15 protein-coding genes are annotated in these 18,056 nt (G+C 35.1%); 11 read left to right on the top strand and 4 right to left on the bottom strand.

Translation table 11 applies throughout. From position 1 onward, the window contains the following. The first annotated feature begins 101 nt into the window (after positions 1-101). The 3 genes from dnaA to EV197_RS13390 all read left to right on the top strand — a co-directional run bounded on the left by dnaA (position 102) and on the right by EV197_RS13390 (position 3,002). Entirely contained in the window at positions 102-1,529 is a 1,428-nt protein-coding gene (gene dnaA, locus EV197_RS13380) for a chromosomal replication initiator protein DnaA (RefSeq protein WP_130287298.1), read from the top strand. Positions 1,530-1,532: 3 nt separating this feature from the next. Further along, positions 1,533-2,000 (top strand): low molecular weight protein-tyrosine-phosphatase, encoded by a 468-nt coding sequence (locus EV197_RS13385; RefSeq protein ID WP_130287299.1) that lies wholly within the window; start codon positions 1,533-1,535, stop codon positions 1,998-2,000. A gap of 270 nt (positions 2,001-2,270) precedes the next feature. After that, on the top strand, positions 2,271-3,002 hold the full coding sequence (locus tag EV197_RS13390) for an SAM-dependent methyltransferase (RefSeq protein WP_130287300.1): 732 nt from the start codon (positions 2,271-2,273) through the stop codon (positions 3,000-3,002). A gap of 39 nt (positions 3,003-3,041) precedes the next feature. Here EV197_RS13390 and EV197_RS13395 read toward each other — a convergent pair whose 3' ends face one another. From EV197_RS13395 to dapF, 4 genes are all read right to left on the bottom strand, one after another. After that, entirely contained in the window at positions 3,042-3,701 is a 660-nt protein-coding gene (locus tag EV197_RS13395; RefSeq protein ID WP_130287301.1) for a peptidoglycan-binding protein LysM, read from the bottom strand. A 334-nt stretch (positions 3,702-4,035) separates the two neighbouring features. Continuing rightward, entirely contained in the window at positions 4,036-5,079 is a 1,044-nt protein-coding gene (gene mltG, locus EV197_RS13400; RefSeq protein WP_130287302.1) for an endolytic transglycosylase MltG, read from the bottom strand. Continuing rightward, positions 5,069-5,596, bottom strand: a complete 528-nt coding sequence (locus tag EV197_RS13405) for a GNAT family N-acetyltransferase (protein WP_130287303.1) — start codon at positions 5,594-5,596, stop codon at positions 5,069-5,071. The genes mltG and EV197_RS13405 overlap by 11 nt, the downstream gene beginning before the upstream one ends. Further along, positions 5,590-6,375: a diaminopimelate epimerase gene (gene dapF, locus EV197_RS13410; protein WP_130287304.1), complete on the bottom strand. Its 786-nt coding sequence runs from the start codon at positions 6,373-6,375 to the stop codon at positions 5,590-5,592. Before dapF ends, EV197_RS13405 begins: the two co-directional genes overlap by 7 nt. Before the next feature lie 164 nt (positions 6,376-6,539). On the opposite strand from dapF, the gene EV197_RS13415 reads away from it, so the two are divergent. The 8 genes from EV197_RS13415 (at position 6,540) to EV197_RS13450 (ending at position 18,038) form a co-directional block, all read left to right on the top strand. Beyond that, a complete protein-coding gene (locus EV197_RS13415; RefSeq protein ID WP_130287305.1) occupies positions 6,540-7,952 on the top strand; it encodes a S1C family serine protease in 1,413 nt (470 codons plus the stop codon). 129 nt (positions 7,953-8,081) lie between these two features. After that, positions 8,082-9,530: a glyceraldehyde-3-phosphate dehydrogenase gene (locus EV197_RS13420; RefSeq protein WP_130287306.1), complete on the top strand. Its 1,449-nt coding sequence runs from the start codon at positions 8,082-8,084 to the stop codon at positions 9,528-9,530. A gap of 194 nt (positions 9,531-9,724) precedes the next feature. Beyond that, positions 9,725-10,339: a tRNA (guanine-N1)-methyltransferase gene (locus EV197_RS13425; RefSeq protein ID WP_130287307.1), complete on the top strand. Its 615-nt coding sequence runs from the start codon at positions 9,725-9,727 to the stop codon at positions 10,337-10,339. A gap of 65 nt (positions 10,340-10,404) precedes the next feature. After that, positions 10,405-11,082, top strand: coding sequence for a tRNA (guanosine(37)-N1)-methyltransferase TrmD (trmD, locus tag EV197_RS13430; RefSeq protein WP_130287308.1), 678 nt, complete (start codon positions 10,405-10,407; stop codon positions 11,080-11,082). A gap of 173 nt (positions 11,083-11,255) precedes the next feature. Beyond that, complete coding sequence (rplS, locus tag EV197_RS13435; protein ID WP_130287309.1) at positions 11,256-11,606, top strand: 50S ribosomal protein L19; 351 nt, start codon at positions 11,256-11,258, stop codon at positions 11,604-11,606. 843 nt (positions 11,607-12,449) lie between these two features. Then, the gene (locus tag EV197_RS13440) at positions 12,450-14,672 is read left to right on the top strand and encodes an NADP-dependent isocitrate dehydrogenase (protein WP_130287310.1); all 2,223 of its coding nucleotides are present in this window, start codon (positions 12,450-12,452) and stop codon (positions 14,670-14,672) included. 158 nt (positions 14,673-14,830) lie between these two features. After that, positions 14,831-17,221: a TonB-dependent receptor gene (locus EV197_RS13445; protein ID WP_130287311.1), complete on the top strand. Its 2,391-nt coding sequence runs from the start codon at positions 14,831-14,833 to the stop codon at positions 17,219-17,221. A 4-nt stretch (positions 17,222-17,225) separates the two neighbouring features. Continuing rightward, a complete protein-coding gene (locus EV197_RS13450; RefSeq protein WP_130287312.1) occupies positions 17,226-18,038 on the top strand; it encodes a DUF4249 domain-containing protein in 813 nt (270 codons plus the stop codon). Positions 18,039-18,056: the final 18 nt, after the last annotated feature.

Raw genomic sequence — 18,056 nt, forward strand, 5'->3', positions numbered from 1 at the left:
TTTTACATTTTTTGTTCACATATTTGTCCAGCAAAAAGCAAGGGAGTTTTCAACACAATTCCATTTTCAACCAAATTAAAAACTATAATCTAACCGTAAGAATGAATAGAACTGCTCAATCAGTTTGGGATAATTGTTTGTCTTTTATTGAGGACAATATTACACCACAAGCTTACAAAACCTGGTTTGAACCCATTAAGGCTGTTAAGCTAACTGATAACGCATTGAGCATACAAGTTCCTAGCAAATTTTTTTATGAGTGGTTGGAAGAACATTACGTTAACCTGTTAAAAGTATCACTAACCAGAGAGCTTGGTGAAAAAGCAAAGCTGGTTTACGTAATTAAAATGGAAAACACTTACGGAAACAAACAACCCTTTACTGAAAAAATACCAAGTTCTAATCGAACGGCCGTAAGCTCACAAGAAGTGGATGTACCTATAAAAAGTAAAAATCCAGAGCTAAAAAATCCGTTTGTAATTCCTGGGATCCGAAATGTCAAAATTGAATCACAACTTAATCCAAGTTATAATTTTGAAAATTTCTTAGAGGGAGATTCGAACCGCCTTGCAAGGTCTGCAGGACTCGCTGTCGCTAATAAACCAGGTGGAACTTCTTTTAACCCGCTACTAATTTTTGGAGGTGTAGGCTTAGGCAAAACCCATTTAGCGCACGCTATAGGAGTAAACATCAAAGATAATTACCCCGAAAAAACAGTCTTATATATCTCCGCAGAAAAGTTTACACAACAATATATAGATTCTGTAAAGAAAAATAATAGAAATGATTTTATTCATTTCTATCAAATCATAGATGTTTTAATCGTAGATGACATTCAATTATTATCTGGTAAAGCAGGTACACAGGATGTTTTCTTCCATATTTTTAACCATTTACACCAAAACGGCAAGCAAGTTATCTTAACCAGTGACAAAGCGCCTGTAGATATGCAGGATATAGAACAACGTTTGTTATCGCGATTTAAATGGGGATTATCTGCTGAACTACATCAACCCGATTTCGAAACAAGAATTTCAATCATCCGAAATAAATTATACCGAGACGGAGTTGAGATGCCTGAAGAAATCGTAGAATTCTTAGCTAATAATATCAAAACCAACATCCGCGAATTAGAAGGAGCAATTATTTCCTTAATCGCACATTCTTCTTTTAACAAAAAGGATATTACTATTGATTTAGCTAAAGCCATCGTTGAAAATTATGTAAAAAACACCAAACGCGAGGTTTCCATCGACTATATCCAAAAAGTTGTAAGTGACTATTTTCAAATGGATATAGAAACGCTGCAATCCAAAACCAGAAAGCGACATATTGTACAAGCAAGGCAGCTCGCCATGTTTTTTGCAAAAAAACTAACCAAAGCCTCATTAGCAAGTATCGGTACTCAAATAGGCAAACGTGACCACGCTACAGTATTACACGCTTGTAAAACAGTAGACAACCTGTCCTCTACAGACAAGCAATTCAGAAAATACGTTGAAGATTTAGGCAAAAAGCTTACCTTATAAGCTATGAAAACTAAAATTTTAATGGTCTGCCTAGGTAACATTTGTAGATCACCTTTGGCAGAAGGCATATTACAATCTAAATTAGATCCAACAAAATTTCAAGTAGACTCCTGCGGAACAGCAAGCTATCATATCGGCAATACACCGGACCCAAGATCAATTGAAGTAGCTAAAAAAAATGGAATCGATATTAGTTCACAACGTGCTGATCAGTTTAAGGTTAGTTACTTTGACAACTACGACCGCATTTATGTTATGGATGAATCCAATTACAACAATGTCATTGCGTTAGCCAAGAACCAACAGCACATAAATAAGGTTAAGTTAATTCTTCAAGAAATTCAACCAGATAGCGTATTAGAAGTTCCTGACCCATACTATGGAGGCGCAGATGGATTTGATAACGTATATCAACTATTAGATAACGCTTGCACCACTATTGCTACCCAATTAAAGCAGAATTCCAAATAAACATATAATTCTATTTGTGCTTTGAATATACGTTTGAATGCATTACACCTATGTAATTATATCGATTCTAAAGCCTGTACAAATAACAAATTATAGCAAAAAAATTAGTAGTATTGCATACTAGAATATAACATTTTCTTATTGTTTTTAAAGCGCAGTGGTGCTGTTTAAAAGCTTATATTTCATATGTAAAGAAGTATGCTTCTACTGAAATCAGACCAGCAACCGCAGTTAAACTATAAGATATATTAAAATAAGATTTAAAACCTTATGGAATTGAATACTCTAAATCCCAAAGGAAGACTATATATTATACCAACAAGACTAGGCGATGATGTACCGTTAGAAGTTCTTCCTATCTCCATTAAAAAGGTTTTAGAACAGGTAAATCATTATATCGTAGAAAATGAAAAGCCCGCCAGACGGTTTATCAAAAAAGTCAGCCCTAGCAAATCTCAAAAATCATTAATCATACATTCTGTAAATAAATACACAGACCCTTCCGAAATACCAACCTATTTAGAGCCTTGTCTAAATGGTGAAGCTATTGGTCTTATGTCTGATGCAGGTTGTCCTGGAGTAGCGGATCCTGGTGCTGAAGTTATACGTATAGCACACGAAAAGGGAATTCAGGTAACACCCTTAGTTGGTCCATCATCTATACTGTTGGCAATGATGAGCAGTGGTATGAATGGACAAAACTTTACTTTTAACGGATACTTACCTATAGACAAAAACGAAAGAAAACAGGCTTTAAAACAACTGGAGCGGATATCACTTGAAAAAAATCAAGCTCAGATCTTCATCGAAACCCCATATCGCAATGATAAAATGCTTATGGATCTATTAACCATCCTGTCACCAATGACAAGACTTTGTATCGCAGCAGATATTACCTTAACTACTGAATATATCTGTACCAAAACAGTTGAAGAATGGAATAAAAATCAACCTGAACTGCATAAAAGACCTACAATCTTTATTATACAAAAAGATTATTAGCAGTAACTAAACGTATTGAAAGGAAACTAATCAGGAATTTTACAAATCGGTATATGAACGCTTTACTCGCGCTCTGCGCTTTGCGATAACTGAAGAAGTATCATAGCCTTTAAAGCGCTTCATATAATATCTGATTGTAGTACCAAAAGCATCTGCAAACCCTTCTACCCCTCCACTTCTCAGGTATTTTTTTACTGATCCAGGTCCAGCTAGGTGTGCTGCAGCTAAAATCCCAGATTCTGTTACCTCTACACCATTTATGGTTTTACCAACAAACCATTTGATATCGCGTCTAAGAACCCATTTGTTTCTACAAAGATTGGCGTAAAATGCTTTTTCTTGTAAACTAGGATTATCTAAAAACTGCTGTATATCTCTTATACCGATAAGCGCTAGTGTGCCTTTACCAAACTGATACTTACCCAAGTACCCGAATTGGTTGATAACTCCATAATCACCTCTGGATTCTTTAAAAGCTACTGCTTCTTTAAATCCTAAATAACTCTTTCCTAATTTAGGTGAGACGTAGGTATCATTGTAAGCATCTTCAATTTCAGCAAAGTTTGGAGCGATGTAGTAAAGATCTAATCCTTCGGTAGAGTAAGCACTGTAATCAAACGCTTCCTTTTTTTTAAAACTAAGAAGAAAAATTGCCCCAATTAGTACTATTATAGATAAACCAAGTATCTTTTTTATCATAATGTAAATTTTTAAATAGCACCTTAAAAAGGGTCCCCTGCTATTTAAATTTTAGCGGTGCAAATATACGGATAAAAATTAACTAAAGAAGAAGCAAATGTTAAATTTTTTAATTAACTGATTTACATTATTTTAAATATTAAAATAGACAAAGTAGCATTTGTAAATGGTGTTAAAAAACAAAAAAATAAGCACTTAAACGTCAAGTTAAGACCTTTAAACGATAATTTTTTAATTACTACATTTTAAAATATCGCCAAAATATACTAGTAATTTCATTGAATATCACGAAAATACAGAAGCATCAACAAGAATTCTTTAAGCGATGAAATACTTATCTATTTATGCCTTGTTGATTAATCCATTTTACATATTGTTGCTTATTTTGATTGTGCTGTGAGAGTGTTTTTGCAAATTTATGATATCCCATTTTGGTAACATCAGCTACAAAAAAATAATACTCGTGTTTTTCATAATTTAAAACAGCATCTATAGCAGAAATGTCTGGCATAGCAATAGGACCTGGAGGAAGAGCTCGGTATTTATAAGTATTATACGGGCTATCTATTTCTAAATCCTTGTACAATACTCTTTTTATAACCGCATCCCAATCCCCTCGGTGCTTTTTAAGTGCAAAAATGACAGTAGGATCTGCATCTAACTTCCAACCATCATTATAACGATTCATATACACGCCAGCAACGCGAGGTCGTTCATCTACTTTTGCGGTTTCTTTTTGTACAATAGATGCCATTGTAATAACCTCTTTAGGACTTAGTCCTATATTTTTTGCTTTAGACAAACGCCTATCTGTCCAGAAAGCTTTGTATTCTCTAAGCATCCTATCTCTAAATTGCACAGCAGAGGTATTCCAGAAAAATTCATATTGATTAGGAATATACATGCTCAATGCATTCTCTTGATTAAAACCATTCGATGATAAAAATGACTCTTCTTTAAATGCATTTAAGAGACCTAAACTATCAGCCTCTATCTGAGTAGCAATCCTACCTGCTAAATTTTCTAAGCGTTCTTGATTATTAAAAACTACTTGTATTGGCGTATTTTTACTTCTTAAGGTATTTATGATTTCATTATTGTTCATACCCTTTCGCAAAACAAACTTACCTGCCTTAACATTTTCTATGTACCCTTTTCGTTCAGCAATCTTCGTAAAAGTAGATAAGTCCTCAATGGCTGGGTCTAACAACTGTTGAACCTTTTTAAAGGTAGCATCAGACGGAATAAAAACTTCATATTTTTCGCTTGAAAAAGCAGTATTAGGCGAAAATACAGCTTGATATACAAAGTAAGAAAAGCCTGCAGCAGCTAACAAACCAAGTAATGCGATTACTAATAGTATCTTTTTAATGTACATTGATTAATTGATATAAAAGTTCATTTTTAAATGCTTTTCCGGATTTTATCCAATCTTTTTTTACTCCTGTTTTCACAAAGCCTTGATTTTCAAAAAGTCGAATACTAGCTACATTATCTTCAGTAATAGTTGCATAGATTTGATGTAAACCTAAGTGATTGAAGCAATATGTCGTTACCATTTTCAACACTTCAGCTCCATAGCCTTTTGCGCGATTCTTTTCATCTGCTATCAAAACTCCAACACCCACACGTTGGTGAGAAGGATCAAAATCATAAAAATCAACAAATCCTATAAGCTCATCTTTTTGGCTACAAATAGCTAAACGTAACTGCTTCACTTCATAAATATCTCGATGCGACTGTTCAAGGTATTGCTTTAAGATAAATTTAGAATACGGCGTCAAAGTAGAACTAATCTCCCAGATTGACTCGTTATTTTCAACCTTGTACAAAAAATCGAGATCTTCATACTCAAGAGCTCTAAGATATACCGTTTTACCCTTTAAACTTACCATGCTATTTCTCCTTTAAAAACGAACGTAGCTGGTCCTGTTAAGAAAATATTTTTAAAACCTGTCTCACTTTTCTCAAAACTCACGCTTAATTCACCCCCTGGCGTTTCTATCATCACTTGATTTGAGTCAGTTAATCCTTTACTAAACATAGCTAATGCAACAGCAGTAACACCAGTACCGCAACTTAGAGTTTCGTCCTCAACACCTCGCTCATAGGTTCTTACTGCAAATGCTGCGTGATCTCGTTGCTGTACAAAATTTACATTGGTACCATTTTCATAATAAGGAGCGCCATATCGAATCTTTTTCCCCTGAGTCTTAACATCATATTCAGTAAGATTTTCCACTAAAGCAACATGATGGGGCGAACCAGTATTTAAAAATTGATGTGAATCTGATTCTTTAATCTCCTCAACATCTTGCATCTGCAAACGAACTACCTCGTTGCTGATTTCCGCATAATGCCGACCATCAATTGCGCTAAAATGAGCGCTATGAGCTATAACTCCCAGTTTTGCTGCAAAAGCGACTAAACACCTTCCTCCATTACCGCACATAGAGCTTTCATTGCCATCAGCATTAAAATACACCATTTTAAAGTCATCGATGTCATTCTCTGGCAGTTCTAACAACATTAATCCATCAGCACCAATGCCAAATTTTCTGTCACAAAGTCTTTTAATTAATTTGGTATCATTTTTGGATAAAACTAATTGACGATTATCAATGATCACAAAATCATTACCGGTTCCTTGATATTTATAAAAGGGTAGCACCATTTAAAATATAAATTTGGACTGCAAAGGTACAAAGAATGTTTTCATAATATCATTGTTAATTGTGAGTTAAATAACACCTTAAAGGATACGACTATTGTAACTTTAAGTGTTTACGAAAGTCTTTAAAGTATAGTTTAACAATTCAAAAAACAGAGAAAAGAAAGATGAAAAGATTTTTGAGTTTGCTGGTTGTGGCTTTCCTGGCTGGAGCCATTACACTAGGAGCATATAAATTATTTTTAGAACCAAAACCTGTAGTAATTACAGAAAGTAAGCCTGCGACAACAAGCGTTCAACCTACCAATTATAAGGTAACCAATACCATGAGTACGGCGGCAGCATCAGGAATTGATTTTTCAGACGCAGCTGAAAAAACCGTAAACGCGGTTGTACACGTTAAACAATATGGCCTCACCCGAAGGCCTAGAAACTTAATGGAATACCTAAGAAATGGTGGTGCAGTAGAAAAACAAATCCAAGGAGCAGGATCCGGAGTTATTATAACAGCCGATGGATATATTGTAACCAATAACCATGTTATTGAAGGTGCAACCGAATTAGAAGTTACCCTAAATAACAATAAAACATACAATGCTAAAATTGTAGGTACAGCACCGCAATCAGACATTGCTTTACTCAAAATAGAAGCGGATGAGCATCTATCCTATATTCCATTTGGCGATTCTAATTCTGCTAAAATTGGAGAATGGGTTTTAGCTGTGGGTAATCCTTTTAACCTGACTTCTACGGTAACAGCAGGTATCATCAGTGCAAAATCTAGAGATTTAAATGAATACGATGGTAATTACCAATCCTTCATCCAAACCGATGCTGCAGTAAATCCAGGTAATAGCGGAGGTGCTTTGGTAAACGTACGAGGAGAGCTCATTGGCATTAATACTGCTATTACTTCTATGACTGGGAGTTACATTGGTTATTCTTTTGCTGTACCCTCTAATAGTGCCAAAAAAATTATCGATGATATTATAGAATACGGCGATGTTCAAAAAGCAATCATTGGCGTAACCACAACAGAAATCAACCAGGCTTCTCAAAAAGAATTTGGTGTTAATGATTCTCAAGGTGTAATCATTGCAGGAATTGAAAGTGACAGTGGCGCTGAACAAGCCGGACTGAAAAAAGGAGATGTTATCAAACAAATTGACGGTGTCAAAATCCGAAAATTTGCAGATCTTTCTGGTTATCTTAGCAGTAAGAGCCCTAATGATATTGTAAATGTAAAAATCATTCGAGATGGCTCTCTGATGACGCTACCTGTTAAACTTAAAAAATACGAGAGATACGAAATACAAGCAGTAGGCATTGAGGTGGTAAACCCATCTAAAGAAGACCTTAGAAGAAACGGAGTGAATTACGGAGTTAAAATAAGTAGAACACTCACTCCAAGGATGGCACGATACAACCTAGAAGGAATAATTATTACCGAAATTGATAACATAAAAGTTACGGATGTTGAAGCTGTAAAAAGAATTATGGCTCAAAAATCACCAAATGAGGACATCAGTATTAGCCTGATTGATCGAAATGGCGAAAAGAGAGAATTTGTTTTTCAATAAATAGAAATTAATAGTAAACAAATCCCATCAGAATACACTGATGGGATTTTTTTTATAAAAAATATATACGAAAACGTTTGAAATGTATACTTTTGCACGAAATTTCAAGACTGTAAAACACAACACATTATGAGTTCTAACGAAGTTTACGAAAAAGAACTTGCCTTACAGGCAGATAGAAGACGTGCAACCGTAGCTTTTATCAAAACAGTGAGCGATCTATGGTATGACAACTCCATTGAGTTGGTACTATTTAGAAATCAGCTTATCGATAAAAATGTAAGTGAAATCATCAACTTACATGAATATGCGGGAGAGTTCGTTCAAAAACCTATTTCAATTTTTGATACCGTGGAAATCGCACAGGCTATTAAACTGATGAATCTTCCTCCATCAAAATTAGATATCGGTAAATTAACCTACGAGTATCACTTAAGTAGCGATGAATACAGCTCTGCAAACAGGTTTGTGCAAAACAAACTAAAAAATGCAAAAAGTTTCCAAGAAATTCAACCAAGAGATGTTGTATTATATGGTTTTGGAAGAATCGGTAGATTAGTAGGTAGAGAACTTATGACTATTACCGGAAAAGGAACACAACTTCGATTAAGAGCAATAGTAACACGTGGTGAAATCACAGAAGAAGTTTTAGAAAAAAGAGCCTCCCTATTGCGCAATGATTCGGTTCACGGTTTTTTTGCCGGTACCGTAGAAACTGATATCAAAAACAAAGCATTAATTATTAATGGTACAACAGTAAACATTATTAATGCTAACAATCCTGAAGAAATTGACTATACAAAATACGGAATTCAGGATGCACTGATCATTGACAATACCGGTGCCTTTAGAGATAAAGAGGCGTTAAGCAGACATTTAGCGGCTAAAGGAGCTAGCAAAGTATTACTAACTGCTCCTGGAAAAGGAGTACCCAATATTGTACACGGAGTTAATCAAAAAGATCACGATCCCGATAAGATTGACATTTTTTCTGCTGCTTCTTGTACCACTAATGCGATAACACCAATTTTGCAAGCGGTTGAAGAAAGTTTTGGGGTACAACACGGACACCTAGAAACAATACACGCTTACACCAATGACCAGAATTTGGTAGATAATATGCATAAAAAATACCGAAGAGGTCGTGCAGCGGCGTTGAATATGGTAATCACCGAAACTGGAGCTGGTAAAGCTGTCTCTAAAGCATTACCTAGTTTTGAAGGAAAACTTACCTCAAACGCCATTAGAGTACCTGTTCCTAATGGATCCCTAGCAATATTAAACCTTACGCTAGAGAAAGAAGTTACTAGAGAAAGTATGAATGAGGCTATTAAGAAATATGCCCTAGAAGGTAATTTGGTGGAACAAATTAAATATTCCCTAGATAATGAATTAGTCTCAAGCGACATTGTAGGCTCTTCTGCACCTTCAATATTTGATAGCAATGCTACCATCGTTGATAATAATGGTAAAAATGTAGTACTATATGTATGGTATGATAATGAATATGGATATAGTCATCAGGTTATTAGATTATCCAAATACATTGCTAAAGTAAGACGCTTTACTTATTATTAGGATTAAATCATAAAATGTAAAAGCTACTTGGCTTCAAGTAGCTTTTTTTTATATATGAATTCTAATGTTCAGTTTAGTCCGAATTACCTCCAAACACTTCAAAAAAAAGCAAAGAAAAGTGTAATAAGACTTTATTTTTCCTAACAATATCATATCTTTATTCACGTTTTTAGAAACATAAATAGAACACACAAATGAATACAAAACACTACCATTTATACCCGCTGTTTGTAATGCTATTTTCCATTTTCACACTAAGCGCCCAAGAGGACCTAAGTGCAGAGGAAGCGTTAAACAAAGCTGCTATTGAAGATCAGTTTGATATTTTGATTCAAAAATCAGGTAGGTACCAAGATTATAAAGTCGTTAAACAGATTTATCTCAATAAACTTAAATCTAATGTAACAGACTCTATAAACAATCTAGAAACATCATTAAAAGAAAGAAACAGTCAAATAGCGCAGCAAAAAAACACTTTAGATCAGTTACAAAAAAACCTGGCAGAAACGAATGAAAAACTTGCTGTTATCACCAACGAAAAAGACAGTATATCCTTTTTCGGGGCATTACTAAATAAATCCACTTACAGAACTATAATGTGGTTGATAATTGTGGCGTTATTGCTACTTTTAGGTTTTTTCATTTTTAAATTTAAAAACAGTAATACCATTACAATACAGGCCAAAAACTCCCTTGCAGACTTGGAAGCTGAATTCGAAGAACATCGAAGAAGAGCGCTGGAAAGAGAGCAAAAAGTAATGCGCAAACTTCAGGATGAAATCAACAAGCAGAAAAAAGGTTCAAAGTAATTGTTAAGAACCAATAGCGTGTTTTAGTATTCTTTTGCATCTTTGCATAGATTTTAATAGAAACTATGCGAATTGATATCATCACAGTAGTCCCAGATTTACTTAAGAGTCCTTTTGAAGCCTCAATTATGAAGCGTTCTATCGAAAAAGGATTGGTAGAAGTGCATTTACATAATCTTAGAGATTACACTACAGACAATTACAAACAAGTAGATGATTATCAGTTTGGTGGCGGTGCCGGAATGGTGATGATGATCGAACCCATCGACAAATGCATTACTCAATTAAAATCCGAACGCGATTATGACGAAGTCATATATATGACCCCTGACGGAGAAACACTATCACAGACCGTAGCTAATCAAATCTCATTACAGGAGAACATTATTATTCTCTGTGGTCATTATAAAGGTGTAGATCAAAGGGTTCGAGACCATTTCATCACCAGAGAAATTTCCATAGGAGATTATGTGTTGTCTGGGGGAGAATTAGGAGCCCTGATACTGTGTGATGCGGTGATTAGATTGATACCGGGTGTTTTGGGCAATGAGACATCTGCCCTTACCGATTCTTTTCAAGACAATTTATTAGCACCTCCAATTTATACAAGACCTGCTGATTATAAAGGCTGGAAAGTCCCAGAAGTGCTTACCAGCGGAAATTTCCCAAAGATCGAACAGTGGCGAGAAGAACAGGCTTATCTAAGAACACAAGAAAGAAGGCCTGATTTACTAGAAGAATAGTGGCAAATTAGCCCTACAAAGAATAACACTAACAAAAGCTTACTAATCGTAATAAAAGATTTCAAAAAGCTTGTAATTAAATAAATAATAATTATTTTTGCAGCCTTATTTAATTAACCTCTGGCGAAAAACGTGAATGTTAGTTGAATGTAATTATCAAATCCAAGATTAAAATGGAAGATTTAGTAAAGTTCGTACAAGACGAATTCGTTTCAAAAAAAGAAATGCCTGAGTTTTTTGCAGGCGACACGATTACAGTGTACTACGAGATTAAAGAAGGTGCCAAAACACGTACTCAGTTCTTTAGAGGTGTAGTAATTCAAAAAAGAGGTACAGGTTCAACAGAAACTTTTACCATAAGAAAAATGTCGGGTACCGTAGGTGTAGAGCGTATCTTCCCTATCAACTTACCTGCATTACAAAAAATTGAAATTAACAAGAAAGGTAAAGTTCGTAGAGCGAGAATATTCTACTTTAGAGGACTTACTGGTAAGAAAGCAAGAATTAAAGAAAGAAGAGGATAAAAATCCACTAGTTGATAATAGAAAAAGGACCGTTAATAACGGTCTTTTTTTATGAACAAAAGTTAATAAAATAGGTTTATAACCTGTTGAAAATTAATGTAATACATTTCTTTGATGTTTCTAAATTATTCCTTATATTTATATTATAATTAGTTGATGACAAAAGGATTCCTAATTATGTAAAAGTTACAATACGTTCTTTAAACTTTTTACACCTTTATTAAAACCTACAGGGAATAAATGAAAGTTATTTCTTTGCGTACATCCTTGAAATCACTTTAAAGGCTTACTTTAAAATCATTTCAAAATGAAATTCAAAGGAAAAAATTAAGTTTTGACTGTAATTTATAAAAGGTATCATTGACAATATAGTATTGAAGAATAATCGTAAAAAAGTTATTGACAGTAAACTATATTCGTCAAAATGAGGTAACTATTGTGGATTAAAAAACACATTACTATCTCAACAATCGAAAATAAAAATGGTATAGCAATGAGTTTTTGCTATTTAATAGCGGGTAATCAGCTAACATAGAAATTTATTTTCGATGAAGCCATATCAAGGTATTTATATTTTGATATGGCTTTTTTTATAAATACTCCACCTGTATATCTTTGCCAAAACCTGTCAGCCGTTAACCACAAGGCTTTTAACTCAAAACTAACAGGTCATAGGTTGCAAATCGATAGTCATATTTGTATCTTCGCGCTCGGAAAAATTATGATTCTACCGCTATAGGTAGCCTACATATGATTTTCATAATTCTTTACAACTAATTTTAATAACAATTAAAGAAGTTAAATATCCCCTTTAAGCACTTCTTTAATATTAAAAACAAAAATATGGGAGTTAATACCTCAAGAATTGTATACACTAAGACTGATGAAGCTCCGGCTTTAGCTACATATTCTTTTTTACCAATCGTAAGAAGATTTACTAAACCTGCTGGCATTGAATTAGAAACTAAAGATATTTCGCTAGCAGGAAGAATATTGGCTAATTTCCCTGAAAAACTAACCGAAAAACAGCAAATTCCTGATGCCTTAGCTGAATTAGGAGCGTTAGCCAAACAACCGGAAGCTAATATTATCAAATTACCAAACATTAGTGCTTCCATACCCCAATTAAAAGCAGCTATTTTAGAATTACAACTACAAGGATACGATTTACCTAATTATCCTGAAGAACCAAAAAATGCTGAAGAGAAAGAAATAAAGGCAAAATACGATAAAATCAAAGGAAGTGCTGTTAATCCAGTACTCAGAGAAGGTAACTCGGATAGACGAGCGCCAAAACCAGTAAAGCAGTACGCTAAGAAAAATCCTCATTCGATGGGTGCCTGGAGCTCCGATTCTAAGAGCCACGTAGCTACTATGGAATCCGGGGATTTCCGATCTAATGAAAAATCTATTACAGTTGAGGCTGCAAAAGACGTTAAAATTGAATTTACAGACGAAAGCGGTCAAACAACCCTATTAAAAGAAAGCACTGCCTTATTACCTGGCGAGGTAATCGACGCTACGGTAATGAATAAAAAAGCATTATTAAACTTCTTGGAAGAGCAAGTAAATGATGCCAAAGAAAAAGACGTGCTGTTTTCATTACATATGAAAGCTACGATGATGAAGGTTTCGGATCCTATCATATTCGGTCACGCAGTAGAAGTATATTTTAAAGAAGTATTTGATAAACACGGAGACGTATTTGAAGAGATTGGTGTTGAAATCAATAATGGTTTTGGAGATTTACTAACCAAATTAAAAAAATTATCTGAAGCTAAGCGGAATGAAATCTTAGCAGATATCGATAAAGCCTATACCAACCTGCCTAAATTAGCGATGGTTAATTCGGATGAAGGTATTACCAACTTGCACGTACCGAGTGATATTATCATTGACGCATCTATGCCAGCAATGATACGTAATTCGGGGCAAATGTGGAATGCAGACGGAAAACCACAGGACACCAAAGCCGTGATTCCAGATAGTAGCTATGCAGGTATTTACCAGGAAACTATAGAGTTTTGTAAAGAGAACGGTGCTTTTGATCCAACTACTATGGGTACCGTACCAAATGTTGGACTTATGGCGCAAAAAGCTGAAGAGTATGGATCTCACGACAAAACCTTTGAGATTTCTGGTAATGGTGTGGTTAAAGTCATAGATCAAGAAGGAAACACACTATTAGAGCATCCGGTTGAAGATGGTGACATCTGGAGAATGTGTCAGACTAAAGATGCCCCAATTAAAGATTGGGTAAAATTAGCAGTAAACAGAGCTAGAGCAACAGACACTCCAGCTGTATTTTGGTTAGATAAAAACCGAGCTCACGATGCAGAGTTAATTAAAAAGATAGAAGCCTATTTACCAGAACACGATACAGAAGGATTAGATATCAGAATCTTATCGCCTGTAGAGGCTACTAGATTTACCTTAAAAAGAGTTAAAGAAGGAAAAGATACAATCTCTGTTACTGGTAATGTATTGAGAGACTACAATACAGATTTATTTCCAATACTAGAGTTGGGAACCAGTGCAAAAATGCTGTCCATAGTACCTTTAATGAATGGCGGTGGTTTATTCGAAACAGGAGCTGGTGGGTCTGCGCCAAAGCACGTGCAACAATTCAACAAAGAAGGACATCTACGATGGGATTCATTAGGTGAATATTTAGCACTCGCTGTATCTTTAGAACATTTGGGTAAGAAAAATGAAAATACCAAAGCCATTGTCTTGGCTGAAGCTTTGGATGAAGCTACGATTAAATTTTTGGACAATAAAAAATCGCCTTCTCGAAAAGTTAACGAACTAGACAACAGAGGAAGTCATTTTTATTTAGCTCTCTATTGGGCACAAGCACTTGCTGCGCAAAGCAAGGATAGTGAACTAAAAGAAGAGTTTGCTACGATTGCTCAACAGCTTACTGATAATGAAGAATTAATTATTAAAGAGCTTAATGATGCACAAGGTAGTCCAGTAGATATGGGTGGTTATTATTGGCCAAATCCAGAAAAAGTAGCTCAAGCGATGCGTCCAAGCAAAACGCTTAACAGTATTATAGAATAGAAAACTATTCCAATAGCTAAGTATAAAAAGCCCTGACAATTCATTTGTTAGGGCTTAATTTTAATATTTAAGTAACACTACATGTTAAGATTTGTAATTAGTTTAGCGAGCAATTTGTAATAATATAGTTGAACTATTGTCTACGATCTACTTTTCACATGATAACATCTAAAAAGTTGAACCCTAAAACTTTTCTTTACCTAGTTACCTTTTTATTAAGCTGTATAGGTTTAAGTCAGGAAAAACACACCATCAGTGGCGTAATAACAGAAAAAAACAGTAATGAAACCTTAATCGGCGTTAATGTTTTATTTCCAGAGATTAATAAAGGTTCGGTTACCAATGAATACGGTTTTTACTCCATAACATTGCCAGAAGGGACATACAATCTTCAAATAAGTTACTTGGGTTTTCAAGAAATCAATAAAGAAATTGAACTTACCAGTGACCTTAAATTAAACTTTAAGCTAGAAGAAGCTTCTGAAATGCTTGATGAAGTGGTCATCACAGAAAATGTAGAAAAAGTAGACATCCGGAATCCACAAATGAGTATGAATCAACTCACCTCTGGTACCATTAAACAAATCCCGGTAGTACTGGGAGAAGCGGATGTAGTTAAATCTATTCTGCTGCTGCCAGGGGTTACCAGCGGTGGCGAAGGTGCTTCAGGATTTAATGTACGTGGTGGAGCCGTAGATCAAAATTTAATTTTATTAGATGAAGCTACAATTTTCAACTCTTCACATTTATTCGGATTTTTTTCTGTGTTTAATCCTGATGCTATAAAAGACCTTAAACTTTATAAAGGAGGAATCCCTGCTCGATATGGTGGTAGAGCCTCTTCGGTCTTGGATATTTACCAAAAAGAAGGAAACAGCAATAGGTTTAGTATGAACGGTGGTCTGGGTGCAGTAGCAAGTCGATTATTATTAGAAGGGCCGATTGTAAAAGAAAGAGGAGCTTTTTTAGTAGGTGGTAGAGCATCCTACGCTCACCTATTTTTACCACTCTTTGACAATGATAATATTGCTTACTTCTATGACTTAAACACCAAACTGAATTATAAAATCAATGATAACAACAGTATCTATTTATCCGGATATTTCGGAAGAGACGTATTTGGTATCAATGAGAGTTTCGAGAATATCTATGGAAATTCTGTATTGAATCTGCGATGGAATCATTTATTTTCAGATCGCCTCTTCTCTAACCTATCTTTGATTTATTCAGATTACTTTTATGGGTTAGTTTTAGATTTTGTAGGGTTCGAATGGGACTCTGGGATACGTAATTTTAATCTCAAATATGACCTCAAACACTATATTAGTGATAGCTTTCAGCTCAACTATGGCCTAAACAATATTTATTTTAGGTTTAATCCTGGTGAGATACGACCCAATCGACCTGATTCTGGTATTACGAGAGATAAATTAATAGATAAGTACGCCAACGAATTTGCCGTCTATGTAGATGCAGAGCATCGGTTAAATGAAAAATTAAAATTACAATATGGAGTTCGCCTAAGTAATTTTATAAGATTAGGCCAAAATGAGTTAAACCTGTATACTGATAACCGCGCGGTTCTTTTTAACGACGAATTTCAGATCTACCAATCAGCAGACCCCATCGGTATTGAAACTTATGATCAAAGTGATGTAATTGAAACCTTTACCAATATCGAACCACGGTTTGCACTTTCCTATTTACTGAATGACAATACCTCCATAAAAGCAAGTTACAATAGGATGACCCAATACCTCCATTTGCTTTCCAATACCAACTCCCCTACTCCGCTGGACGTATGGACTCCAAGTGGAAAATACATTAAGCCTCAATTACTTGATCAGTATGCACTCGGCTATTTCAAAAACATCAACAACCAATATTCTATTGAATCCGAAGTGTTTTACAAAGAAATTCAAAATAGAATTGATTACATCGATGGTGCAGATTTAATCGCTAATGACGCTATCGAACAGGTAATATTAAATGGAGAAGCCAGAGCCTATGGATTAGAATTATTAGTCCGAAAGAGTGAAGGTGACTTCAAAGGTTGGTTGGCCTATACCTTATCCAAATCAGAACAACGAACACCCGGAAGAACGGCAAATGAAACCGGTATCAACAATAGCAGATGGTATAACACACCATATGATAAAACGCACGATATATCATTTAACGGCAGTTACGATCTAAACGAAAAATGGCAATTTGGTGCTAACTTTGTTTTTCAAACAGGTCAGCCTACAAATTATCCCACTGGTCAATTTGAATATCAAGGTGTAGTAGTTCCGGTATATGATGCACCCAGAAACTCGGAGCGCCTGCCTGCATACCATCGAATTGACCTATCGGCTACGCTAACTCCAAGAAAAAATAAAAATAGAAAATGGAATAGTCAATGGGTATTTAGTATCTATAACCTTTATAACCGTAGAAATGCGGCTTCGATTACCTTTAGGGAGAACGATCAAACCTTTGTAAATGAAGCTGTGCGCACCTCTATATTCGGTATTATTCCTGCGGTTACTTATAACTTTAAATTTTAGTAGTATGAGAAACATAATAACTTTACTTTTTGGTATGCTGTTTTTGTACAGCTGTGAAGATGTTATTGAGGTTGATGTACCTACTGCACCACCTAAATTGGTTATCGATGCTAATTTTGAAGTATATTTTAATGAAGATCCGGTAAGTACCGAAGGTGGTATCCGCTTAACCACTACCGCACCATTCTTTGATGACGATGTACCTACCGTTAGTGGCGCTACTGTCTTTATAACGGATCTCAGCGATGATACGATTATTACGTTTACAGAATCCACAGAACCAGGGTTATATACTGCTTCTTCACCGTTTAATCCTCAATTGGGTGTTGCTTACGAACTCACGGTAATTTATCAGGGAGATACCTATATCGCAACTGCTAGTCGTATACCTGCAGTTCCCATTGACAATGTTGAAGAAGGCGACGGCACCTTATTTGGTGGGGATGAAAAAGAGGTGATCGTATCGTTTACAGACGATGGCAGCAGAAGGGATTACTATCTCTTTGATTTTGACTTCAATTTATATCTACCTATTGAGGATGAGTTTTTTCAAGGAGAAGCGTTCAACTTCTCATATTTCTACGAAGATACCATAGATAATAGAGTAGTAACTATTAAAATACTAGGGGTAGACGAGCAATACTTTAATTATTTCTCCATACTTAACGAACAAAGCGGTCAGGAAGGAGATCCTTTTCAGGCTCCTCCTTCTGAACTAAGAGGTAATATTATAAATACGACAACTCCTGCTAAGTATCCACTTGGTTATTTTAATATTTCAGAAACCGATAGGTTTGAAATCACTTTAACAGAGTAAATCAATCTTACCTTAGAA

This window comes from Aquimarina brevivitae, assembly GCF_004216895.1.
Lineage (GTDB): Bacteria > Bacteroidota > Bacteroidia > Flavobacteriales > Flavobacteriaceae > Aquimarina > Aquimarina brevivitae.

What these genes read in the sequence shown, in the direction of transcription:
- EV197_RS13425 (WP_130287307.1), top strand. Translation starts at nt 9,725, where the DNA reads ATGAATACAAAACACTACCATTTATACCCGCTGTTTGTAATGCTATTT.
- dnaA (WP_130287298.1), top strand. Translation starts at nt 102, where the DNA reads ATGAATAGAACTGCTCAATCAGTTTGGGATAATTGTTTGTCTTTTATT.
- EV197_RS13445 (WP_130287311.1), top strand. Translation starts at nt 14,831, where the DNA reads ATGATAACATCTAAAAAGTTGAACCCTAAAACTTTTCTTTACCTAGTT.
- EV197_RS13440 (WP_130287310.1), top strand. Translation starts at nt 12,450, where the DNA reads ATGGGAGTTAATACCTCAAGAATTGTATACACTAAGACTGATGAAGCT.
- EV197_RS13395 (WP_130287301.1), bottom strand. Translation starts at nt 3,701, where the DNA reads ATGATAAAAAAGATACTTGGTTTATCTATAATAGTACTAATTGGGGCA.
- EV197_RS13420 (WP_130287306.1), top strand. Translation starts at nt 8,082, where the DNA reads ATGAGTTCTAACGAAGTTTACGAAAAAGAACTTGCCTTACAGGCAGAT.
- EV197_RS13385 (WP_130287299.1), top strand. Translation starts at nt 1,533, where the DNA reads ATGAAAACTAAAATTTTAATGGTCTGCCTAGGTAACATTTGTAGATCA.
- mltG (WP_130287302.1), bottom strand. Translation starts at nt 5,079, where the DNA reads ATGTACATTAAAAAGATACTATTAGTAATCGCATTACTTGGTTTGTTA.
- EV197_RS13405 (WP_130287303.1), bottom strand. Translation starts at nt 5,596, where the DNA reads ATGGTAAGTTTAAAGGGTAAAACGGTATATCTTAGAGCTCTTGAGTAT.
- EV197_RS13390 (WP_130287300.1), top strand. Translation starts at nt 2,271, where the DNA reads ATGGAATTGAATACTCTAAATCCCAAAGGAAGACTATATATTATACCA.
- EV197_RS13450 (WP_130287312.1), top strand. Translation starts at nt 17,226, where the DNA reads ATGAGAAACATAATAACTTTACTTTTTGGTATGCTGTTTTTGTACAGC.
- EV197_RS13415 (WP_130287305.1), top strand. Translation starts at nt 6,540, where the DNA reads ATGAAAAGATTTTTGAGTTTGCTGGTTGTGGCTTTCCTGGCTGGAGCC.
- trmD (WP_130287308.1), top strand. Translation starts at nt 10,405, where the DNA reads ATGCGAATTGATATCATCACAGTAGTCCCAGATTTACTTAAGAGTCCT.
- rplS (WP_130287309.1), top strand. Translation starts at nt 11,256, where the DNA reads ATGGAAGATTTAGTAAAGTTCGTACAAGACGAATTCGTTTCAAAAAAA.
- dapF (WP_130287304.1), bottom strand. Translation starts at nt 6,375, where the DNA reads ATGGTGCTACCCTTTTATAAATATCAAGGAACCGGTAATGATTTTGTG.